We start from the raw sequence: 21,204 nt of genomic DNA, 5'->3' as shown, positions 1-21,204 counted from the left end.
GGGGCTTGCGGGTGGGAAAAAGGGGCTGTTGAGCCCCTTTTGAGTGTTTTATGGGCTGAGTGTTTTATGGGGCGGCGGATCAGTCCGAGAGCTGCACCAGGGCGTGGCGCTTTTTGCCGGCGCTGAGCTTGATGGGGCTCGACAGGGCCGTGGCGTCGATCATCAGACCCGCATCGCTGAGCGCTTTGTCATCCAGTTTGGCGCCATTTTCACTGATCAGCCGTTTGGCATCCTTGCCCGATTTGGCCAGGCCGGATTTGACAATCAGCTGAACGATAGAGACGCCCTCCCCGAGCTCTGCCCTGGTCAGGGTCAAGGTTGGCAGATCGTCGCCAACGCCGCCCTTTTCAAAGACCTCTCGGGCGGTGGCTTCGGCGGTGGCTGCGGCCTCGGCTCCGTGCAGGAGTTTGGTCACCTCATTGGCAAGGATCACTTTGGCGGCATTGACCTCGGACCCTGCGAGCGCCCCCAAGCGGGTGCATTCCTCCACCGGCAATTCGGTATAGAGTTTCAGGAAGCGGCCAACGTCGGCATCGGTGGTGTTGCGCCAGAATTGCCAGAACTCATATGGCGAGCGCATTTCTGCGTTGAGCCAGACTGCGCCGTCCTGGCTTTTGCCCATCTTTTTGCCGTCCGAGGTGGTCAGCAGCGGCGAGGTCAACCCGTAGATGGAAGTGTCCAGCACCCGGCGGGTCAGGTCGATCCCGTTGACGATATTGCCCCATTGATCCGAGCCCCCCATCTGCAGGATGCAGCCATAGCGACGGTTCAGCTCTAGGAAGTCATAGGCCTGCAGGATCATGTAGTTGAATTCGAGGAAGGACAGCGACTGTTCGCGGTCCAGCCGCGATTTGACTGATTCAAAGGCCAGCATGCGGTTGACCGAGAAATGGCGGCCAATGTCGCGCAGGAATTCAAGGTAGTTGAGCCCGTTCAGCCATTCGGCATTGTTCAGCATCAGCGCCTTGTTGGGCGCGTCACTGTCATAGTCGATATAGGCGGAGAACACCTTTTTGATGCCGGCGATATTGTCGTCGATCTGGGCGTCGTTCAGCAGCGGGCGCTCATCGGCGCGAAAGGAGGGGTCGCCGACCTTGGTGGTGCCACCGCCCATCAGGGTGATCGGCTGGTGGCCCGTTTTCTGGAACCAGCGCAGCATCATGATTTGGATCAGCGAGCCCACATGCAGGGATTTTGCGGTGGCGTCAAAACCGATATAGGCAGGCTTAACACCCTGCATCAGGGCCTCATCAAGGCCTTGATAATCGGTGCAATCAGCAAGGAACCCGCGTTCCATCATGACAGCGATAAAGTCCGATTTTGGGTGATAGGTCATAACATGCCTCGGCGTTTGGTTTGCGACGTGGTGTATAAGACGCAAATTGCCCACATGGAACCTGTTTTCCTGACAAAATTGCAGCTGTTCTTGGTGACTGTTCCCTGTGCCAGAGCAGGCTGCTATGCAGAGACGAATGCTCTGGGCGATTGCCCCGGTTGCCGGGCAGGGCTTTGGGCACAATGAGACGAGACAGATGATGAGCAAAGTGATTGCCAAAACCGGCGTGTTGCGCGCCCTGGGTGCGATGAGTGGCACCTCGCTGGATGGGGTGGATGTTGCGGTGGTTGAGACCGATGGTCTGCGGATTGCAGGCTTTGGCCCCAGTGGGTACCAGCCCTACTCTGACGCTGAGAGAGTGATCCTGCGCGCAGGCCTGGGACGCTGGCACGGCGCCGAGGTTGAGGCGGCTGCCGAGGTGGTGGAGGCCAAACATATGGCAGCGCTTGGTGGCTTTGAAGATATTGATCTGGTTGGGTTTCATGGCCAGACTCTGGCCCATGCTCCGCGCCAGCAAGGCACCCTGCAGGTAGGGAATGGCGCGGTTCTGGCTGAGGCGCTGAAGTTGCCGGTTGTTTGGGACTTTCGCAGCGATGATGTTTCCATGGGGGGCGAAGGCGCGCCACTGGCGCCGTTTTTTCACTTTGCCTGTGCCAAATACATCAAGGCCACCGGCCCGATTTGTTTCCTGAATCTCGGTGGGGTTGGCAATATCACCTATGTCGATCCGCGGTTTGACAAACCGGAAGACCCCGGCGCGCTCTTGGCTTTTGATACCGGACCGGCCAATGCGCCGATCAACGATCTGCTGCAGGCGCGGCTGGGGCTGGCGTTTGACAAAGACGGGGGGGTTGCCAGTAGCGGAGAGGTTGAGACCGGCGCGCTGGAATTGTTTCTGGCTGAGCCTTATTTTTTTCGAATGCCGCCAAAGTCACTGGACCGGAATGACTTTGCGGAGATGATTGATCTGGTGAAAGAGCTGAGCGATGCGGATGCCACCGCCACCCTGACGGCCATGTGCGCGGCCTCGGTGGCCCAGGGCATGGAGCACTGCCCCGAGCCACCTTCGGTGGTTCTGGTGACCGGAGGGGGGCGGCACAATCCGGTGCTGATGCAGATGCTGGCGGTCTCACTGGACTGTCCTGTCAAACCGGTTGAGGAGGTCGGGCTGGATGGTGACATGCTGGAGGCCCAGGCCTTTGGCTTTCTGGCCGTGCGGGTCTCGCGTGGCCTGCCGACCTCCTGTCCGGGCACCACAGGTGTGCGGGCCTGCGTTGGCGGCGGGGTGATCAGCGTGCCGGGGGAGTAGGCGTTGCACCTGTAGGATCCTGAATCTTGCAAACTGTTCATTTGAAGATCTGTAGAAGATCAAGCAGTGGCCAAAACAGCATCCATGGGTTTGCGCTCATAGGGACGCAACCACTTTTCATGGATTGAATAGAGTGACTGTAGCTGCACCTTTTCGAGAGACATCACATCCGCCCCACGGTCGTCTTAGGGGGGCGGCGCGATTTTGCGATGAAAATCGACCAAAAATATGCTGAGATCAGAAGAGGGAGGGGGTGCCAGATCGGTGGCAATTGCTACCCGAGAGAAACGCGCGTGTTTCAATGGGGGCTGTTAGATCGCGGAATATCAAACTCAGGTGCGGCCAGCTCAAACCCCTCAAACTGGAAGCCCGGCGACACGGTGCAGCTGACCAGAGTGTAGTCACCGGTGCTGCGGGCGGCTTGCCAGTGGCCTGCGGGGACGATGAGTTGGGGCTGCCCTACAGTGAGATCCGGGGTGCGCAGATGTTCTGTGGCGGGGCCTGCGTCGGTTGCGGCGAGCGACAGGATCAGGGGCGCGCCGGAATGGTAGAGCCAGATTTCACTGGCATCGACCCGGTGCCAGTGGCTGGTCTCATCGCCGCGCAGCAGGAAATAGATGCAGGTGCCGCTGGGGCGACCCGCGTTTTCAGCCACCCAGGTTTGACGATACCAGCCGCCTTCGGGGTGGCGAGAGAGTTGCAGTTTTGTAATGATTTCATCCGCAGTCATCGTGGCAGCACCTTCACACTGGTATTCCTGTATCTGAGACATATCTTGGGGCTATGGCTTTGCACATCCCCTTTGACAATACATATGCCCAGCTGGGCTCCGGGTTCTATTCCAGGCAGCGCCCCGCGCCAGTGGCCGCTCCGCAGCTGATTGCCTTTAACCAGACTCTGGCTGACCTGTTGCAGGTGCAAGCCGGTGATCTTGTGGAGATGGCTGAGGTCTTTGCCGGAAACCAGGTGCCAGAGGGGGCGGATCCTCTGGCGCAGGCCTATGCAGGCCACCAGTTTGGCACGTTTAACCCGCAGCTCGGGGATGGGCGCGCAATCTTGCTGGGCGAAGTGCTGGGCACTGATGGCAGACGCTATGATCTCCAGCTGAAAGGTGCGGGGCGCACGCCCTATTCGCGCCAGGGGGACGGTCGCGCCTGGTTGGGGCCGGTGCTGCGTGAATATGTGGTCTCGGAAGCGATGTTTGCACTTGGGGTCCCTACCACCCGGGCGCTGGCAGCGGTGTCCACTGGCGAAACGGTCTGGCGCGAAGGCGGGATGCCCGGTGCGGTGCTGACCCGCGTCGCCGCCAGCCATCTGCGGGTCGGCACCTTTCAGTTCTTTGCGGCGCGGGGGCAAACCGCAGCGCTGCGGCAGCTGACCGAATATGCCATCAGCCGCCACTATCCCCAAGCCGAGGGGCCGATGGGATTGCTGCGCGCGGTGCGCGATGCGCAGGTCCGGCTGATTGCCGCCTGGATGTCTGTTGGGTTTATACACGGCGTGATGAACACCGACAACAGCAGCATTTCCGGGGAAACCATTGATTACGGTCCTTGCGCTTTCATGGATCACTACCGCACCGATCAGGTGTTTTCATCGATCGACCGCATGGGGCGGTATGCCTATTCCAACCAGCCGAGCATTGCGGTCTGGAATCTGGCGCAGCTGGCCACCGCTTTGATCCAGCAGTTGGATGATCCGCAACAGGCAGTCGAGGAAGCGACCGAAATTGTCCACACCATGCCCGCCCTGATAGAGACCGAATGGCTGCGTCTGTTCCGTCGAAAGATCGGGTTAGAGACGGCGCAGGATGCGGATATGGATCTGATCTCGGATCTGCTAGAGTTGATGGAGCAGGGGCAGGCGGATTTTACCAATAGCTTCCGCGCCCTGGCTGATGGGCGCGCAGTGGATTACTTCCGCGATTCCAAGGCCTTTGAACCCTGGCAGGCCCGCTGGATGCAGCGGCGCGAACAGGAACAGGACCCGCAGGCGATAATGCGAGCCAGCAACCCGGTTTATATTCCCCGCAATCACCGGATCGAAGAGATGATTGCCTCCGCGGTGGCGGGCGACTTCACCCTGTTTGAGCGCCTGGGGACGGTTCTGCAACAGCCATTTACTGAGCAGCAGGGCGCCGAAGATCTGCAACGACCTCCCGAGGCGCATGAGGTTGTCACAGCAACCTTTTGTGGCACCTGATGAGAGCCTGCCAAGTCTAGTTAAGGTCTAGATAAGGTCTAGATTAAATCCGGCGAAAGGGCCTGCCCCAGACAGATGTCAGAGACCAGGCAAGGGGAGCGCTCCCGCCCGTCGTCGAGCTTATAAATAAGCTCTCCTCCCGTTGGGGGTGGCGCCGTGCCAAAGGCACGGCGCCACCCCCAACTGCTCCTGTTGCATCTTGATGCAATTGGAGTGGGCGGGAGCATTTGGAGGCTGAGATCTGGAGCTGACCCCAACGGGGGCGGAGCTGGTATCGTCACAGCAGCAGATTGTCGCCAAAATAAATGGCGCCCTGCCGGAAGCAGGGCGCCAGAGGTGTGAAATTGGCCTTGTAAGCGATCTGCGGACCGGGGGACCCGCGCAACGCGCGGGCCTGGGGGGCACTACTTAGCAGGCCCGACGGCTTAGCGGGCCTGACGGCGTCGGTTGTTGCCCGCACCACCACCTGCACCCGCGCCGGATCCGCCGGCTGCACCAGCGGGTTTACCACCGCCCTGGGATTGACCGCGGCCACCGCCGCCACGCCGACGGTTGCCGCCACCGGGTTTGCCCCCTGGTTTGCCACCGGGGCGACCACCACGAGAGGGGGTGGCGCCGGGAATTGGCTCCCATGGGCTGCCAGAGGCCGTTGGGATGGTGATTTTCATCACCTTCTGGATTGCTTTCAGCTCTTCCATCTCATCCGGAGCGCAGAAGGCGACGGCCTGGCCATCCTTGCCGGCACGCGCGGTCCGGCCGATCCGGTGCACATAGGCATCGGGCACGTTGGGCAGCTCGTAGTTGTAGACATATTTCACATCCGGGATGTCCAGACCACGAGCAGCAACATCCGTTGCAACCAGAACCTTGATCTGACCGGATTTAAAGGCTGCCAGAGCACGCTCGCGCTGACCTTGGCTTTTGTTGCCATGAATGGCTGCTGCGGAAAAGCCGGATTTTTCCAGCACTTTCATCAGCTTTTCCATACCGTGTTTGGTCCGGCCAAAGACCAGAGTGCGCTCATCTTTATGTTCGGTCAGCAGTTCCTTCAGCAGGCTCAGCTTTTCCGCCTTGGCGATGAAATGCACCGATTGGGTGACCTTGGCGGCGGGTTTGCCGGGAGGCGAGACTTCGATGCGCACGGGGCGGTTGAGATAGGAATTGGCGATCTCGTTCATCTGTTTTGGCATGGTGGCCGAGAACAGCATGGTCTGGCGCTCTTCGGGCAGCAGGGCGGAAATCTTGCGCAGGGCGTGGATAAAGCCGAGGTCCAGCATCTGGTCGGCCTCGTCCAGCACCAGGAAATCGCAGGAGCCAAGATCCAGCGCCTTGCGGTCCAGGATGTCGAGCAGGCGGCCAGGGGTGGCCACCAGAATGTCGGTCCCGCGCGAAATGCGCTGGATCTGCGGGTTGATTGAAACACCGCCCACCACCAGGCCGATTTTCATCGGGGTGCCTTCGGTCAGGTCTTTCAGGGTGGCGGCAATCTGGTTGGCCAGTTCGCGGGTGGGCGCCAGCACCAGACCGCGCACGGTATGGGCGGCAGGTTTGCGGCCATAGTCCAGCATGCGGGCAATCAAGGGCACGCCAAAGGCGGCTGTTTTACCGGTGCCGGTCTGGGCCAGACCCAGCACGTCTTCACCGTTGAGAGCATGGGGAATGGCGCGGGCCTGGATCGGGGTTGGATCCTTCAGACCCATATCGGCCAGACGGGCCAGAACCAGATCGGGTAGACCCATTGTCGAAAATTCAGTCACGTATCGTCCTTTCGCGGCTCAATGCCTATGGCACGAACCGTGTCGACCAGTCGCAAAATGCGCTGGCTTTTGGTGGGGCAAAGCCCTCAAGCGGGCGCAGACGAATGCCTGGCCGCTGGGATTTGCAAGTGCCCCACGCGTGATTTTGGGAACCTTGGCACTTCACTAGACACCGGGTCTGTCGCGCATATGGTGCGCGTCCGGGCTGTCTCTGCTCACGCGGCAGGGAAGGATGCCTGAGGTTCACATGGGGTGTTCTGTGGATAAAGTCAATGACGAGTTCTGGTGGGATTTTGGTTTTCGTCGGCGCGTTGATTGGCTACATAGAGAACCCAGACCAGTGGACGGAAAGCAAAACGTGATGACGATTATCGCTCGATGTGAGGCCAAGGGCTTGCGGATGACCGGCCAGCGCCGGGTGATTGCCCGTGCCTTGCAGGACAGTGCCGACCACCCGGATGTGGAAGAGCTATATGCCCGTGCCAGCGCGCTGGACAGCGGGATTTCGCTTGCCACGGTTTACCGCACCGTCAAACTGTTCGAGGAAGCCGGGATCCTGGACCGGCTGGAGTTTGGCGATGGCCGCGCCCGCTACGAGGACGCAGACCGGGATCACCACGATCATCTGATTGATATCAATACCGGCGAAGTGATCGAGTTTTGTGATCCCGACATCGAAGCCCTGCAGGAACGCATCGCGGCCAAGCTGGGCTATCAGCTCAAAGGTCACAAGCTGGAGCTTTATGGCGTGCCCCTGAAGAAAAATACCCCCTCTGATTAAGCGTCAGAAGGCGCAGGTCTGCCTCTGTAGAAAGGTCGGCACGGGACCAGGCAGAGCATGACTTTTCTTCAACCTATCAACTCTTGTGAAGTCCCAACCCACAAACTGTTGTGATCCATGTCGTGAATTGGCTTGCGGTGCCTCTGGTTGATCCGCATTTCCTGTCCGGGTGCTGCAGTGGTCCGGTGACAAACGGCAGGCATAGCAGTACGCATGTTTTTGGAGGGCCTGGCGTGAACAATCTAAACGGAATTCTCTTTATCATTGCGGCCATGGCCGCCTTTACCCTGGAAGATATGTTCATCAAGCGCCTGTCGGGGGAGATTCCGGTGGGACAGATCCTGATCATGCTGGGCCTGGGCTCTGGGGCTGTCTTTGCGGCTGCGGCTGTGTACCGGGGCGACAATCTTTTTGCGCCAGCAGCCTGGCGGGGCGCGGCGATCCTGCGCACCCTGTCCGAGGCCGTGGGGGCCGTGGCCTTTGCCACTGCGCTGTCATTGGTTGATATTTCCACGGTTGCTGCGGTGTTTCAGGCGCTGCCGCTGGTCATCACCATGGGGGCTGCGCTGTTTCTGGGCGAGCAGGTCGGCTGGCGGCGATGGAGCGCGATCTGTGTGGGCTTTGCCGGGGTCTTGATGATTGTACGCCCTGGGTTGGCAGGTTTTAACCCTTCGGTGATTCTGGTGCTGGTGGCCGTTCTGGCCATTGCCGCACGGGATTTGCTGACCCGTATGGTCGACAGCACCGTTTCTTCGGCGGTTGTCAGCTTTCAGGCCTTTGCCTCGGTGGTGGTGGCCGGTGGGTTGTTGCTGGTCACAACCGGCGGTGAGCCTACCGGGCTGGATGGTCGCCAGATAGGGATGATGCTGGGCGGGATCGTCTTTGGAGTCGCAGGCTATTACGCCATCGTGACGGCAACCCGTATCGGGGATGCATCAGCGGTCACGCCGTTTCGCTACAGCAGGTTGTTGTTCTCCATTCTGGTTGGGGTGCTGGTCTTTGGTGAGCGTCCAGATGCCATGACCCTAGGTGGTGCCGCGCTGATCATTGCCTCTGGCCTCTATACCTTTGTGCGGGAACGGCGTTTGGCCCGTGAACAGGCGCGGCTGCAGCGCGCGGGGGCTGGGGGTTCTGCAAAGCCTGGGACTGCTGGTGTCGCGCCCTAGCGTGAGGCCGAAGTCTGCAGGCGCCGAAAACGGCATCGATACCGGTGGCGCAAACAGCGATATGTTAGCCCTAACCTCGTGAAATAAACCGTGTTAGCGATAACGAGACCTGTTTACATTTGCCCCTTGGCTGCTATGACGCAGGCATCTTTTGTTGCAGTCAAGGACCGTCCAAATGAGCACAATTATCGACATTCACGCCCGCGAAATCCTCGACAGCCGGGGCAACCCCACGGTTGAGGTCGATGTGATTCTGGAAGACGGCACCATGGGCCGCGCCGCTGTGCCTTCGGGGGCCTCTACCGGTGCCCACGAAGCGGTAGAACGCCGCGACGGCGACAAGAACCGCTACCTTGGCAAGGGCGTGCTGGAAGCGGTTGCCGCCGTCAATGGTGAAATCGCCGAAGAGCTGGTTGGTTTTGACGCCACCGAGCAGGTTGCGATTGACGGTGCAATGATCGAGCTGGACGGGACACCAAACAAGGCACGTCTGGGCGCCAATGCCATTCTGGGGGTGTCCATGGCCGTGGCCAAGGCCGCCGCTGACTTTACCACGCAACCGCTGTTTCGCTATGTTGGTGGCACCTCTGCCCGCATGCTGCCGGTACCGATGATGAACATCATCAATGGGGGCGAACACGCTGACAACCCCATCGACATTCAGGAATTCATGATCATGCCTGTGGCTGCGGACAATATCCGCGAGGCCGTGCGCATGGGGGCCGAGGTGTTCCACACTCTGAAGAAAGAGCTGTCAGCCGCTGGCCTGTCCACCGGTATCGGTGACGAAGGTGGCTTTGCTCCGAACATTGCCTCCACCCGCGAGGCGCTTGATTTTGTTCTGAAATCCATTGAAAAAGCTGGCTATCGCCCCGGTGAGGAAATCTACCTGGCGCTGGATTGCGCCGCCACCGAGTATTACAAGGATGGCAAATACCACCTGTCAGGTGAGGGCAAGGTGCTGTCCTCTGAGGAAAACGTCGACTATCTGGCGGCGCTGGTGAATGACTATCCAATCATCTCGATCGAGGATGGCATGGGCGAAGACGACTGGGATGGCTGGAAGGCCCTGACCGACGCCATCGGCAATAAGGTACAGCTGGTTGGCGACGATCTGTTTGTCACCAACCCGGCGCGTCTGGCCGAAGGTATCAAACGCGGCAGTGCCAATTCGATGCTGGTCAAAGTGAACCAGATCGGCACCCTGACCGAGACCCTGAAGGCCGTGGATATGGCGCATCGCGCCGGCTTCACCAATGTGATGTCCCACCGCTCGGGCGAGACCGAGGACGCCACCATTGCGGACCTCGCCGTGGCCACCAACTGTGGTCAGATCAAAACGGGTTCCCTGGCGCGCTCTGACCGGCTGGCGAAATACAACCAGTTGATCCGCATTGAGGAAGTGCTGGGCGAAGTTGCCGAATATGCAGGCCGCTCGATCCTGAAATAGAGGGTTTACAACGCGGGGTTTCAAAGGGATTTGGAACTTGCAATCCTAAGTGGGCCGGGGCAGAAATGCCTCGGCCCACTTGTTTCGAGGACCTATTGATGCTTCGTAGAATTGCCCATTTTATGATCCGGCGCGCTGAAAAGCAGCTGAATGTTCCCTTGGACTATACCCACGCCATCGCAGAGGCTGATTTTGGTCTTTTGTCGCGGTACAACCGGATATTCGGGTTTGTGAACCCGAACCGTCATCTGCCACCAGAGGCCTATCACGCGGCGCGGTTGACCGGTGCTTTGGCCGCCGATTGTGGGACCTGCGTCGAGGCAGAGATCAATCTGGCGCTGCAGGCCGGCCTGCCAAAAACTTTGATCAAGGCGATCCTGACCAAGGGGGAGCTGACACCAGAGCTTGCGGCGGTGGTGGCCCTGTCGCAGGCCGTGACCGCCGAGCGCGCCGATGATACTGAGGCGCGGGCGCAGATTGTAAAAGCCTTTGGCGAAAAGGGATTGATTGAGCTGAGCTACGCGATGAATGGCGCGGCCCTGTTGCCCGGCATCAAACGCGCCATGGGCTATGCCACGGCCTGCAATATCGGGCTGATGCGCAACCTGGACTAGGCCGCGTGGCTGCTGGCCTAGAGCAGTTTTGTCATCAGTATATATCGGTCGCGGGGATGAAACCGGGCGCGCTGGTACAGCCTTTGGGCCTGTTCATTGTCCCGGTCCACCTCCAGGTGCAGCGCCTTGATCCCGGCCTGGGCCAGGGTCTTGGGCAGCTCTATCAGCACCTCGGAGGCGAGACCACGGCCGCGCACGGGCGGGCGGATGTAGATCTCATCGACAAACCCATCCATGCCGCCAAATTCCACCGACCAGCCAAAGGTGACCACGATATAGCCAATGGGGGCACGGGTGGGGCCGATGATATAGACGGCACCATAGGGAATGCCTTCCAGCAGCGGTTCAATCCCGGCGCGGCGCTGCTCTGGGCTGGTGTCGAGGCCTTCTTCGATATGGAAGGCCTCCACCAGGGTGAGCAGCTTTTCCAGATGCTCGGGGCGGGCCAGATGCAGGGCGGCGCTCACAAGCGGGCCAGACGGTCAGTGATGAGGGTAAAGAACCCCTCGGCGTCCAGATCACCGATGAAGAGCGCATTGGGCGCGCGCGCGGTGACACCCCACCAGTCGGCAACAGTCATGCCAAGGGTAAGGTCGGACTGGGTTTCAATCTCGACGTTGATCTGGCGGCCCGAAAATAGCGCGGGCTGGATCAGATAGGCAATCACGCAGGGGTCGTGCAGCGGGCCACCCTCTGAGCCATATTTCTCCATGTCGAACCGCTCAAAGAAATCGAGCATCTCAGCGGTGAAAGACCCGGCGCGATTACCCAGTGCCCGCAGCGCCTCGATACGGGGGCGGGTGGTCAGGGCCTTATGAGTGACATCCAGCGGCATCATGGTGATTTGAATGCCGGATTTCAGCACGATGTCAGCGGCTTCCGGGTCGACGTAGATGTTAAACTCAGCCGCGGGGGTGACATTGCCGACTTCAAAATAGGCGCCGCCCATCAGCACCACCTCCTGCACCCGATCCACGATATCCGGCGCCGCCTGAAAGGCGGCGGCAATATTGCTGAGCGGCCCCAGCGGGCAGAGCGTCACCGTGCCAGCCGGTTCACGCCGCAGGGTGTCGATGATGAAATCCACGCCATTCTGATCCTGCAGCGGCAGTGTTGGCTCAAACAGCTCCGGGCCGTCCAGCCCCGTTTTGCCATGTACCTCTTCGGCGGTGACCAGGGGGCGCGACAGGGGGGCCGCGCGACCGGCAAAGACCGGAACATCGGAGCGGCCTGCCACCTCGCAGATGATGCGGGCGTTTTTATGGGTCAGCGGCAGCGGCACATTACCGGCCACACAGGTAATGCCCAGGACCTCGATGTCATCAGGGCTGGCCAGCGCCAGCAGCAGTGCGACGGCATCATCCTGACCGGGGTCGGTGTCGATTATTACTTTGCGGGCGGTCATGCGAGGGATCCTGTGACAAAAGGTGAGGGTCGCAGCGGGCATCACAAATGTCCAGCAACCTGTCGAGAGGGGACGGGGCGGAATTTTGAATTTTCTTGGAAAGAGGCAACGGCGGTCAGTTGGGGTTTGGTTCCTCGGCCTTTACCGCGTCCCAAAGCGCATCCATTTCCGCCAGGTCGCTGTCTTCGGGGCGTTTGCCCAGTTGGGCCAGCTTGGCCTCGACGCCTTCAAAGCGGCGGATGAATTTGGCATTGGCCTTGCGCAGGGCTGCTTCGGGTTCAACACCTAGATGGCGGCCAAGGTTGGTCATGACAAACATCAGATCGCCATATTCTTCTTCGACCTGCAGCTGGGTCAGCGTGGCACGGGCCTCGGCCAGCTCGGCGCTTTCCTCGGCGATTTTGGCAATGACCTCGTCAATGACGGGCCAGTCAAAGCCAACGCGGGCGGCGCGCTTTTGCAACTTGTAAGCCCGCAGCAAGGCGGGAAGCCCCACGGCGACGCCGTCCAATGTGCCGGTTTCCTGCTTGCCCGCCCGTTCGGCTGCCTTGATGGCTTCCCAATCGGCGGTTTGTTGGTCGGCGCTTTTGTCACGGGACTCATCGCCAAAGACATGGGGATGCCGCGAGACCATCTTGTTGGACATGGTGGTGACCACATCCTGGAAGCTGAAATGCCCGGCCTCCGTTGCCATTTGGGCGTGAAAGACGGACTGGAACAAAAGATCCCCCAGCTCGCCCTTCAGCTCATCCCAGGCCTGGCGCTCAATCGCGTCGGCGACCTCGTAGGCTTCTTCGATGGTATAGGGCGCGATGGAGGCAAAATCCTGCTCCAGATCCCATGGGCAGCCGTGGCTGGGATCGCGCAGGGCCTGCATGATCGCAACAAGCCGTTCAATTCCTGCGGTTTTGTCTTGAATCAGTGTCATGTCAAAAGGTGGTAGTGGCGGTGTTTCGGGCATTGCAGCCTCTCTTGTTCCTGTGTCAGATGCATCAATCCCGATCCTTGCACAGGAGTCCACCCCATGGCCGTCGTGAACCGCATTGCTGATTTTGCCCCCGAGATGAAGACCTGGCGTCAGCATCTGCATCAAATCCCTGAATTGGCTTTGGCTCTGCCCAAGACAGCCGCCTATGTGGCGGAGCGCCTGCGCGAGATTGGCGTGGATGAGCTGCACGAAGGCATTGCCACCTCTGGCATGGTGGCCATCATCAATGGCCAGGGCAACGCGGCGGGGCAGGGGCCAACAATTGGGCTGCGCGCCGATATGGACGCGCTGCCGATCCCGGAAGAAACCGGCGTTGACTATGCCTCGCAGCATGCGGGCAATATGCATGCCTGTGGCCATGACGGCCATACAACCATGCTGCTGGGGGCGGCCAAATACCTGGCGGAGACGCGCAATTTCTCTGGCCGGGTGGCGCTGATCTTTCAGCCCGCAGAAGAGGCCATTGGCGGTGCCCGGATCATGGTCGAAGAGGGCATCATGGAGCGCTTTGATATCGGCGAAGTCTATGCATTGCACAATGCACCGGGATTGCCAGAGGGCACCTTTGTGACCACGCCGGGTGCGCTGATGGCGGCTGTGGATACGTTTCATATTCATATTCAGGGGCTTGGCGGGCATGGTGCCATGCCACATGAGACCCGCGATCCGGTGATGGCAGCCTGTGGTATTGCCCAGGCCCTGCAAACCATCATCAGCCGCAATCATCACACGCTTGAAGATCTGGTGGTCTCGGTCACGCAAATCCACACCGGAACCGTGGACAATGTGATCCCGGATACGGCCTATATCAATGGCACGGTGCGGACCTTCAACCCGCAGGTGCAGGCCATGGTCATGCGCCGCATGGAGGAGATCGTTGCGGGGCAAGCCGCGAGCTATGGTGTGACGGCGGAGTTGAACTATGAGATTGGCTATCCGGCGACCATCAATGATGCCGCTAAGGCCGGATTCGCAGTTGAGGTTGCTGGCGAGGTGTCAGGGCCAGAAAATGTCGAGGCCGATGGCGGGCGCGAAATGGGGGCTGAGGATTTCTCTTATATGTTGAACGCGCGCCCGGGTGCCTATCTTTTCCTGGGCCAGGGGGATGGCGCAGGCCTGCATCACCCAAAGTACAATTTCAACGACGATATCGCCCCAATTGGCGCCTCCTTCTTTGCGCGTCTGGTGGAGCGGGCGCAGCCCTTAGGATAAGTTTGGCGCGAGCGAAGGTGACAGGCGCTCTGAAAATGGCTATTCCGTCTCTGTGATATGATCAAATTTTCACCGTTCTGCGTGCTGCCTGGTTTGCGCCTGGTTGGCCCTGCCGGGGCGGGGAGTTGCACAGGGGTAGGATAGAGTGGCACTGAACGACGCAAAAACACAGGTAGATCAGGCCTTTACGCGCAAGGATCTGACCGGACTCAGCTTTGAGAATACCTTTGGCGGCGCGCTGTCTTTTGCGCGCCGTCGCTATAGCAAAGACCTGAGCCTCGCCGATATTGCTGTGACCGGTGTGCCTTTTGATCAGGCGGTTACCAATCGTCCGGGTACGCGTTTGGGTCCACGGGCGATCCGCGAGGCTTCGGAGTTGCAAAGCCCGGATGCCCCCTATGGCTGGGGCTATGATCCGCTGAGTGAACTGGCCATTGTCGACTACGGCGATCTGGCCTTTGACTACGCCAATGTCGCGGCTTTCCCGGATGTGCTGCGCGATCACATGCGCGGCATTCTTGCGACCGATACGGCCTCGGTGACGCTGGGAGGGGATCACTATATCAGTTTTCCGATCCTCAAGGCCTATGCCGAGAAATACGGGCCCATCTCGTTGCTGCAGTTTGATGCCCATACCGACACCTGGCCGGATGATGATTTTACCCGCGTCGATCATGGCACCATGTTCTACAAGGCGGTGAAGTCGGGCATTGTTGACCCGGCGACTTCGGTTCAGGTGGGGATTCGCACCACCAATGAGGACAGTTTGGGGGTCAATATCATTGATGCGGCAACTGTGCATGAAATTGGCCCGGTTGAAACCGCCGCCCGGATCAAAAAGATCCTCGGGGATCGTCCCTGCTACCTCAGCTTTGATATCGACGGATTGGATCCGGCCTATGCACCGGGCACAGGCACCCCTGTCTGGGGCGGGCTTACCTCTGCGCAGGCTGCTCGCATCTTGCGCGAGATCGCCGGGATCAATATCAAAGGCGGTGACGTGGTGGAGGTCTCGCCTCCGTTTGACACCACAGGGGCGACTGCAATTGCCGGGGCCCATGTTGCAATGGAAATTATCTGCCTTCTGGGCTGGAATATGAGAGAAAATGGCTGAGTTCAATCAACCGATTAGTGGCAATGATCTGGCGCGGTTTTCCGGGCCAAGCACCTTTATGCGCCTGCCGCAGGCAACCTCGCTCGAAGGTTTGGATGTGGCCTTTCTGGGGGTGCCGATGGATATCGGAACGTCCTGGCGGTCAGGCACCCGCTTTGGTCCTAAACAAATCCGCAGCGAGAGCGCCATGCTGCGTCCCTATAACATGGCCACGGGAGCGGCGCCTTTTGACAGTCTGAATGCGGGCGATATTGGCGATCTGGCGATCAATACGTTTTCCTTGAAAGAATCGCTGCGCATCATCGAGGAAAGCTATCAGGCGATCCTGTCCGGCAGTGTGATCCCGATGGCGATGGGGGGCGATCATTCGATCACCCTGCCGATCCTGCGGGCGATTGCAGCAAAATTTGGCCCTGTCGCGCTGGTCCATGTGGATGCCCATGCGGATGTGAATGATGACATGTTTGGCGAACGAGAAACCCACGGCACGGTGTTTCGCCGCGCCTATGAGGAAGGGCTGATCGTCGCAGACAAGACCTATCAGATTGGTATCCGTGGCACTGGCTATGGCGCCGATGACTTCACCGAGGCGCAGGGCTGGGGCTTTCAACAGTTCCCCGCTCAGGAGCTTTGGGGGCGGCCGCTGCACAATATGGGGGCCGAGATCCGTCGCGATATTGGCACACGTCCGGTTTATATTACCTTTGATATCGACAGTCTGGACCCGGCCTATGCGCCTGGCACCGGCACGCCAGAAATCGGCGGCTTGACCACACCGCAGGCGCTAGAGCTGATCCGGTCCCTGAAAGGGCTCAATATCGTTGGCTGTGATCTGGTGGAGGTTTCGCCTCCCTATGACACCACCGGCAATACCGCCCTGACTGCGGCTAATTTGCTTTATGAGATGATGTGCGTTCTTCCTGGCGTGAAGTCACGTTAAGCTCCTCTATGGCGGCCTCCCGATTGGGGGCTGTGGGTACCAAGGAGAGGGCAGGGCCACGATGGGGAAGATTATGATGCTGATTTGGGTTCTGCTGGCGGCAGCGGTTGTTGTTGTTGGCTTTATCAGATTGGCGCCGGTTGATCCCTTTGATTGGAACACCCAGCCGGAACTCTCTGAGGACAAAGAGTTTCGCGGCGGTGTGTTTAAAGTCGTGCGCACTGGTCCTGAAGGGCTGCAGCATTTTGACCGGATCGCCAGTGCTGCACCACGAACAAAACTTCTGGCCGGATCCGTCGAGGAGGGCATGGCCACCTATGTGACCCGCACCAAGGTCATTGGCTTCCCCGACTACACCACCGCCCGTCAGGATGGTGACTTGCTCAAGGTCTACGCCCGGCTGCGGTTTGGCCGCTCTGACCTTGGCGTCAACAAGTCGCGCATTGACGGGTGGTTGTCGTTGATGTCCCGGTCCCAGGACTAGAGCGGCCAGAACGTGACGCTTTGCGCCATCCAACAAGAGGCCGCAGTGAGACCGATATAGTCCGGGAGTTTAGAGATCAGGCAGGTCCGCCTGGGCAACGGAATAGGGCGCATGGTCAGGCTTTTGCGAGTCGGGGGCTTGCAGTTCGGCTGACAGGCAATTGGCCTGCACTTCCCGCCACATCGGCACGTTGAGCGACATTTGGCACTGGGCCAGAAACTGTCGCCCGTCGACATCCAGGCAGCGAATTTCACCCAGATCGACCCGTGCGCCACTTTTGTCAGTGCAGTAACAGTCGATCACCTTGCCACCCGGGCCAATGACATCCGCCAACGTAGGGCCTGCCGACAGGATCAGTGCGAATGTGATAAGGACTCTGGCATGTTGCATGGAGCTAGCATATCACAGAAACAACAGGCTGCCAAAGTGGCAGGATGATACCCCAAAAGTAAATGAGGCACGGATGATCCCCGAAGAGCGGCTAGAACAGATCCTGCAACGGTTTCAATATCTTGAAGCCGCAATGGCAGAGGGTGTCAGCGGCGCTGAGATCGCAGATCTGGCGCGCGAGTATTCCGAGATCAAACCGGTTGCTGAACAAATTACCGCCTATCGGCAGTTGCTCACCGATCTGGGCGATGCTGAAGCCATGTTGTCGGATCCGGATATGAAGGAGTTGGCGGCGGAAGAAATTCCGCAGCTCAAGGCGGCTCTGCCCGCCGCCGAAGAGGCCTTGCAGCTGGCGCTCCTGCCCAAAGATGCTGCAGATGCGCGCCCGGCCATGCTGGAAATCCGCCCCGGTACCGGCGGCGATGAGGCGGCGCTATTTGCTGGCGATCTGCTGCGCATGTACCAGCGCTACGCCGAGGCGCGCGGCTGGAAATTCGAGATCATCGAAGAACAGGCCACCGAGCTGGGCGGCATCAAAGAGGTTGTTGCCCATATCAAGGGCGAGAACGTCTTTGCGCGGATGAAATATGAAAGCGGAGTGCACCGGGTGCAACGGGTCCCGGTGACCGAAAGCGGTGGCCGCATCCACACCTCTGCGGCGACCGTGGCGGTGCTGCCGGAAGCGCAGGAAGTCGATGTGCAAATTGATCCCGGTGATATCCGCATTGATACCATGCGGGCTTCTGGTGCCGGTGGACAGCACGTCAACACCACCGATTCCGCCGTGCGTATCACCCATATTCCCACCGGGGTCATGGTGGTCAGCGCCGAGAAATCACAACACCGCAACCGCGAGATTGCCATGCAGGTTCTGCGTGCACGGCTTTATGATCTGGAACGTCAGCGCATTGATGGGGAACGCTCTGCGGATCGTGCCAGCCAGGTGGGCTCAGGGGATCGCTCGGAACGGATCCGCACCTATAATTTCCCACAGGGACGTATGTCTGACCATCGCATCAACCTGACGCTTTATAAGCTGGATCAAATCCTGCAGGGTGACCTGGATGAAATCATAGATGCGCTAACGGCTGACAATCAGGCGCGGCTGCTGGCTGAAATGGGGCAATGAGAATGAGCAGGGACGCGCCATGACTGCCGCTCAGGCCATGACAGCGGCGCGCGCCATGGCCGCTGCCGCCGCCCGGCTGCGCGCCGCCGGGGTGGATGACCCCGCCCGAGATGCGCGCATTCTGCTGGCCCATGCCGCCCGGATCGAGGCAAGCCGGGTGACGCTGATTGCCCCGGAGGATCTCGATCCCGATGTGGCAGAGCGCTACGAGCAGCTGATTGCACTGCGCGCGATCCGGGTGCCGGTGTCGCATTTGCTTGGCGAGCGGGAGTTCTATGGCCGGAGGTTCAAGGTTTCAAAGGATGTACTGGACCCGCGCCCGGAAACCGAAACCCTGATCGAGGTCGCCCTGGCGGAACCTTTTGAACGGGTGCTGGATCTGGGGCTTGGCTCTGGCTGTATTCTGGTGACGCTGCTGGCAGAGATGCCTCTGGCCTCGGGGCTGGGAGTGGATCTGAGCGAGGCCGCCTGCCTGCAAGCCAGCGCCAATGCAGTTTTGCACCGGGTTGAGGCCCGCACAGAGATCCAGCAATCGGATTGGTTTTCCACGGTCAGTGGCAGCTTTGACCTGATTGTCTCGAACCCGCCCTATATCGCGCTGCAGGAGATGGCGGATCTGTCGCCAGAGGTGCGCGAGCACGAGCCAGACCTTGCCCTGACGGATGGTGGCGACGGATTGGCGGCGTATCGCGCGATTGCCGCTGGTGTGGGGGCACATCTGCGCCCCGGGGGGCGGCTGTGTCTGGAAATTGGCCCCACACAGGGGCAGGACGTCGCTGCCATGCTGCACCAGGCCGGGTTGACGGATATCGCAATCCTGCCGGATCTCGACGGGCGCGACCGGGTTGTCTTTGCCCGAAACGGGGCCCAAAACGGAGCCTGATCGGCCTTTTTTCGGCGAAAATTTGTCTTTTTGAAAGAAACTTCGCGAAATATGAGGCGCGCCCCTTGTCTGGGGGCATATAAAGTGGTTACTCAAAGTGTCGCTTAAAACGGCGAGGTTGTTCTACCTCCCAGCGACACCAAGCCCAAAATAGTCGATCATCCGGCGCAATGATGCGCTGAATTAGATCCTTGACCCATGAAATTAAGGCTTACGTTAGGCATATGAGATCGTCAAAATCACGTTCGCGTTCGAAGTCGAACCGAAATCGCCCCAATGGGGTTAATGTTGTAAATCGCGTCTTCGACAGCTCCGGCCCAGAGGGCAAGGTGCGCGGGACTCCGCAGCAGATCATTGATAAATACAACCAGCTGACACGGGACGCACAACTCAGCAATGACCGGGTTGCTGCCGAGAATTTTCAGCAGCATGCGGAGCATTACCTGCGGCTTTTGAATGAAGCGCAGCGCGAAATTGATGCCCGTCGGGAAGATCAGGAACGCCAGAACCGCGAGCGTCAGGCTGATCGTGACCGCGAACGGGCTGAACGGCTTGAGCGTCAGGAGCGGGAAGCAACCGCCAATCAAGGGGCGCAACCTCATACTGGGCGGCAGCAGTCTCAACATGGTCAGTCCAGCGCTGAGAACCAGGGCGATGTAGCAGCAAGGCCTGCACCCCCTCGCCAGGATCCGGCCAGCGCGCCGCAGCCAGAGGTGCTTGACCCCCGCGATGTGGTCAGTGATGACGCCCAGGACAGCGGCCTGGTGGACACACCGGAAAGCAACGGGCAAGAACCCGCTGCCGCGCCGAAAAAACCAGCGGCCCGCAAGCCGCGCGGACGCAAACCCGTGGAGGCGAAACCTGACGCCGATGCTGCGCCGACCCCTGCCGCCGAAGGCGAGGCCCCTGCTGCGGCAGAGGTGGCCCAGGACCCCAAGCCCAAGCGGGCGCCCCGGCCGCGAAAGCCCAAACCAAAGCCCGAGGATGCGCCAGAGGTGGCCGAATAATTCCGGCTATGGAACAGAAATAGAAAAACCGGCCTTCGCAAGAAGGCCGGTTTTTTTGTGTGACCACATCGGAGTCTGCAGCGGCAGTGGCTGCACAGGCTAGTCCAGTGGTTTGATGCTGCGGGCCAGGGCGCAAAACTCTTCCAGGCTGACCTGTTCGGCCCGCTCGGTTGGGGCAATACCTGCGGCTTGCAAATGGTCTTCAATACCGGGGGCTACGCTTTTGAGGCTGGCACGCAGCATTTTACGACGCTGGTTAAAGCCGGCAGCGATCACCCGTGACAGGGTGGCGGCATCCGCCGGAAAGCGGGGTTGTTCCAGAGCGGTGATATGCACAACCGCGCTATGGACCTTGGGAGGAGGGCTAAAGGCTTCGGGGGGCAGGGAGAGAACAATACGCGCATCCGCGCGCCACTGCGCCAAAAGCGCCAGACGGCCATAAGCCTTGGTGCCGGGCTGGGCGACGATACGTTCGGCCACTTCGCGCTGAAACATCAGGGTGAGGCTTTGCCAGAAGGGCGGCCAGTCCTTGGGGGTGAGCCAGCGCACCAGCAGTTCAGTGCCGACATTATAGGGCAGGTTGGCTGCAATCCGAACGGGCGGGGTGAGATGCGCCAGCGGATCCACGTCAAGCGCATCGCCATTGATCAGCTCCAGCCTGCCCGGATAGGCCTCGGCAATTTCTGCCAGGGCGGGCATGCAGCGGCTGTCTTTCTCCACGGCCAGAACCCGGCGGGCCCCCTCGGCGAGCAATCCGCGGGTCAAGCCGCCGGGGCCGGGGCCAATCTCCAGCACATCACATTCGCTCAGATCGCCGGCTTGGCGGGCGATTTTTGAGGTGAGGTTGAGATCCAGCAGAAAGTTCTGTCCCAGCGATTTGCGCGCCAGGAGCTGATGGGTGTCGATGACCTCACGCAGGGGAGGCAGGGAGTCGATGGCGCTCATTGCGATATGTCCAGGGCGCGCGGCCTTGCGGGGCGCCAGTCAAAGAAAGGGTGGGGGAGGGATAGGCAGTCGGCTGAGAGGCGTCAAGGGGA

21 protein-coding genes and 1 pseudogene are annotated in these 21,204 nt (G+C 59.9%); 13 read left to right on the top strand and 9 right to left on the bottom strand.

Annotated elements, in window-relative coordinates; genetic code table 11:
* Positions 1-79: 79 nt before the first annotated feature.
* Complete coding sequence (gene tyrS / locus ARCT_RS0113930; RefSeq protein ID WP_027240632.1) at positions 80-1,336, bottom strand: tyrosine--tRNA ligase; 1,257 nt, start codon at positions 1,334-1,336, stop codon at positions 80-82.
* A gap of 199 nt (positions 1,337-1,535) precedes the next feature.
* Between tyrS and ARCT_RS0113925 the strand changes: the two genes are divergently transcribed.
* Positions 1,536-2,645: an anhydro-N-acetylmuramic acid kinase gene (locus ARCT_RS0113925; protein ID WP_027240631.1), complete on the top strand. Its 1,110-nt coding sequence runs from the start codon at positions 1,536-1,538 to the stop codon at positions 2,643-2,645.
* Between the two features lie 59 nt (positions 2,646-2,704).
* Here ARCT_RS0113925 and ARCT_RS28965 read toward each other — a convergent pair.
* Positions 2,705-2,818 (bottom strand): annotated as a pseudogene (locus ARCT_RS28965) (hypothetical protein); the annotation flags it as partial.
* Positions 2,819-2,943: 125 nt separating this feature from the next.
* The gene (locus ARCT_RS0113920) at positions 2,944-3,375 is read right to left on the bottom strand and encodes a cupin domain-containing protein (protein WP_027240630.1); all 432 of its coding nucleotides are present in this window, start codon (positions 3,373-3,375) and stop codon (positions 2,944-2,946) included.
* 53 nt (positions 3,376-3,428) lie between these two features.
* Between ARCT_RS0113920 and ARCT_RS0113915 the strand changes: the two genes are divergently transcribed.
* Positions 3,429-4,847 (top strand): protein adenylyltransferase SelO, encoded by a 1,419-nt coding sequence (locus ARCT_RS0113915; RefSeq protein ID WP_027240629.1) that lies wholly within the window; start codon positions 3,429-3,431, stop codon positions 4,845-4,847.
* A 425-nt stretch (positions 4,848-5,272) separates the two neighbouring features.
* Here ARCT_RS0113915 and ARCT_RS0113905 read toward each other — a convergent pair whose 3' ends face one another.
* Positions 5,273-6,604 carry a DEAD/DEAH box helicase gene (locus ARCT_RS0113905; protein ID WP_027240628.1) on the bottom strand — a complete coding sequence of 444 codons (1,332 nt, stop codon included), beginning with the start codon at positions 6,602-6,604 and terminating at the stop codon, positions 5,273-5,275.
* A 361-nt stretch (positions 6,605-6,965) separates the two neighbouring features.
* Between ARCT_RS0113905 and ARCT_RS0113895 the strand changes: the two genes are divergently transcribed.
* The 4 genes from ARCT_RS0113895 (at position 6,966) to ARCT_RS0113880 (ending at position 10,615) form a co-directional block, all read left to right on the top strand.
* Complete coding sequence (locus ARCT_RS0113895; RefSeq protein WP_027240627.1) at positions 6,966-7,385, top strand: Fur family transcriptional regulator; 420 nt, start codon at positions 6,966-6,968, stop codon at positions 7,383-7,385.
* Positions 7,386-7,618: 233 nt separating this feature from the next.
* Entirely contained in the window at positions 7,619-8,551 is a 933-nt protein-coding gene (locus ARCT_RS0113890) for a DMT family transporter (RefSeq protein ID WP_027240626.1), read from the top strand.
* Between the two features lie 175 nt (positions 8,552-8,726).
* Positions 8,727-10,001 (top strand): phosphopyruvate hydratase, encoded by a 1,275-nt coding sequence (gene eno / locus ARCT_RS0113885; protein WP_027240625.1) that lies wholly within the window; start codon positions 8,727-8,729, stop codon positions 9,999-10,001.
* Between the two features lie 98 nt (positions 10,002-10,099).
* On the top strand, positions 10,100-10,615 hold the full coding sequence (locus ARCT_RS0113880) for a carboxymuconolactone decarboxylase family protein (RefSeq protein WP_027240624.1): 516 nt from the start codon (positions 10,100-10,102) through the stop codon (positions 10,613-10,615).
* A gap of 17 nt (positions 10,616-10,632) precedes the next feature.
* Here ARCT_RS0113880 and ARCT_RS0113875 read toward each other — a convergent pair whose 3' ends face one another.
* From ARCT_RS0113875 to mazG, 3 genes are all read right to left on the bottom strand, one after another.
* Positions 10,633-11,082 (bottom strand): GNAT family N-acetyltransferase, encoded by a 450-nt coding sequence (locus ARCT_RS0113875; RefSeq protein ID WP_027240623.1) that lies wholly within the window; start codon positions 11,080-11,082, stop codon positions 10,633-10,635.
* Complete coding sequence (locus tag ARCT_RS0113870) at positions 11,079-12,020, bottom strand: nucleoside hydrolase (RefSeq protein WP_027240622.1); 942 nt, start codon at positions 12,018-12,020, stop codon at positions 11,079-11,081. The genes ARCT_RS0113875 and ARCT_RS0113870 overlap by 4 nt, the downstream gene beginning before the upstream one ends.
* Positions 12,021-12,135: 115 nt before the next feature.
* The gene (gene mazG / locus ARCT_RS0113865; protein WP_084300869.1) at positions 12,136-12,981 is read right to left on the bottom strand and encodes a nucleoside triphosphate pyrophosphohydrolase; all 846 of its coding nucleotides are present in this window, start codon (positions 12,979-12,981) and stop codon (positions 12,136-12,138) included.
* 63 nt (positions 12,982-13,044) lie between these two features.
* Here mazG and ARCT_RS0113860 point away from each other — a divergent pair, with 63 nt between their 5' ends.
* From ARCT_RS0113860 to ARCT_RS0113845, 4 genes are all read left to right on the top strand, one after another.
* Positions 13,045-14,220 (top strand): M20 aminoacylase family protein, encoded by a 1,176-nt coding sequence (locus ARCT_RS0113860; protein ID WP_027240620.1) that lies wholly within the window; start codon positions 13,045-13,047, stop codon positions 14,218-14,220.
* 145 nt (positions 14,221-14,365) lie between these two features.
* Positions 14,366-15,334 (top strand): agmatinase, encoded by a 969-nt coding sequence (gene speB / locus ARCT_RS0113855; protein ID WP_027240619.1) that lies wholly within the window; start codon positions 14,366-14,368, stop codon positions 15,332-15,334.
* The gene (gene speB, locus ARCT_RS0113850) at positions 15,327-16,274 is read left to right on the top strand and encodes an agmatinase (RefSeq protein ID WP_027240618.1); all 948 of its coding nucleotides are present in this window, start codon (positions 15,327-15,329) and stop codon (positions 16,272-16,274) included. The genes speB (ARCT_RS0113855) and speB (ARCT_RS0113850) overlap by 8 nt, the downstream gene beginning before the upstream one ends.
* A gap of 61 nt (positions 16,275-16,335) precedes the next feature.
* Complete coding sequence (locus ARCT_RS0113845) at positions 16,336-16,758, top strand: DUF1499 domain-containing protein (protein WP_027240617.1); 423 nt, start codon at positions 16,336-16,338, stop codon at positions 16,756-16,758.
* Between the two features lie 69 nt (positions 16,759-16,827).
* Here the strand turns inward: ARCT_RS0113845 and ARCT_RS0113840 are convergent, their stop codons facing one another.
* Positions 16,828-17,148, bottom strand: coding sequence for a hypothetical protein (locus tag ARCT_RS0113840; protein WP_027240616.1), 321 nt, complete (start codon positions 17,146-17,148; stop codon positions 16,828-16,830).
* A gap of 73 nt (positions 17,149-17,221) precedes the next feature.
* On the opposite strand from ARCT_RS0113840, the gene prfA reads away from it, so the two are divergent.
* The 3 genes from prfA (at position 17,222) to ARCT_RS0113825 (ending at position 20,167) form a co-directional block, all read left to right on the top strand.
* Positions 17,222-18,277, top strand: a complete 1,056-nt coding sequence (gene prfA, locus ARCT_RS0113835; protein WP_027240615.1) for a peptide chain release factor 1 — start codon at positions 17,222-17,224, stop codon at positions 18,275-18,277.
* Positions 18,278-18,296: 19 nt separating this feature from the next.
* Complete coding sequence (prmC, locus tag ARCT_RS0113830; protein ID WP_027240614.1) at positions 18,297-19,160, top strand: peptide chain release factor N(5)-glutamine methyltransferase; 864 nt, start codon at positions 18,297-18,299, stop codon at positions 19,158-19,160.
* A 224-nt stretch (positions 19,161-19,384) separates the two neighbouring features.
* Positions 19,385-20,167 carry a DUF4167 domain-containing protein gene (locus ARCT_RS0113825; protein WP_027240613.1) on the top strand — a complete coding sequence of 261 codons (783 nt, stop codon included), beginning with the start codon at positions 19,385-19,387 and terminating at the stop codon, positions 20,165-20,167.
* 99 nt (positions 20,168-20,266) lie between these two features.
* Here the strand turns inward: ARCT_RS0113825 and rsmA are convergent, their stop codons facing one another.
* Positions 20,267-21,112, bottom strand: coding sequence for a 16S rRNA (adenine(1518)-N(6)/adenine(1519)-N(6))-dimethyltransferase RsmA (gene rsmA, locus ARCT_RS0113820; protein WP_027240612.1), 846 nt, complete (start codon positions 21,110-21,112; stop codon positions 20,267-20,269).
* Positions 21,113-21,204 lie beyond the last annotated feature (92 nt).

Origin of the sequence: Pseudophaeobacter arcticus DSM 23566, assembly GCF_000473205.1 — a bacterium.
Classification (GTDB): Bacteria; Pseudomonadota; Alphaproteobacteria; order Rhodobacterales; family Rhodobacteraceae; genus Pseudophaeobacter; species Pseudophaeobacter arcticus.
The sequence above is the reverse complement of the archived record's forward strand: the minus strand, read 5'-3'. Positions and strand labels throughout refer to the sequence as shown.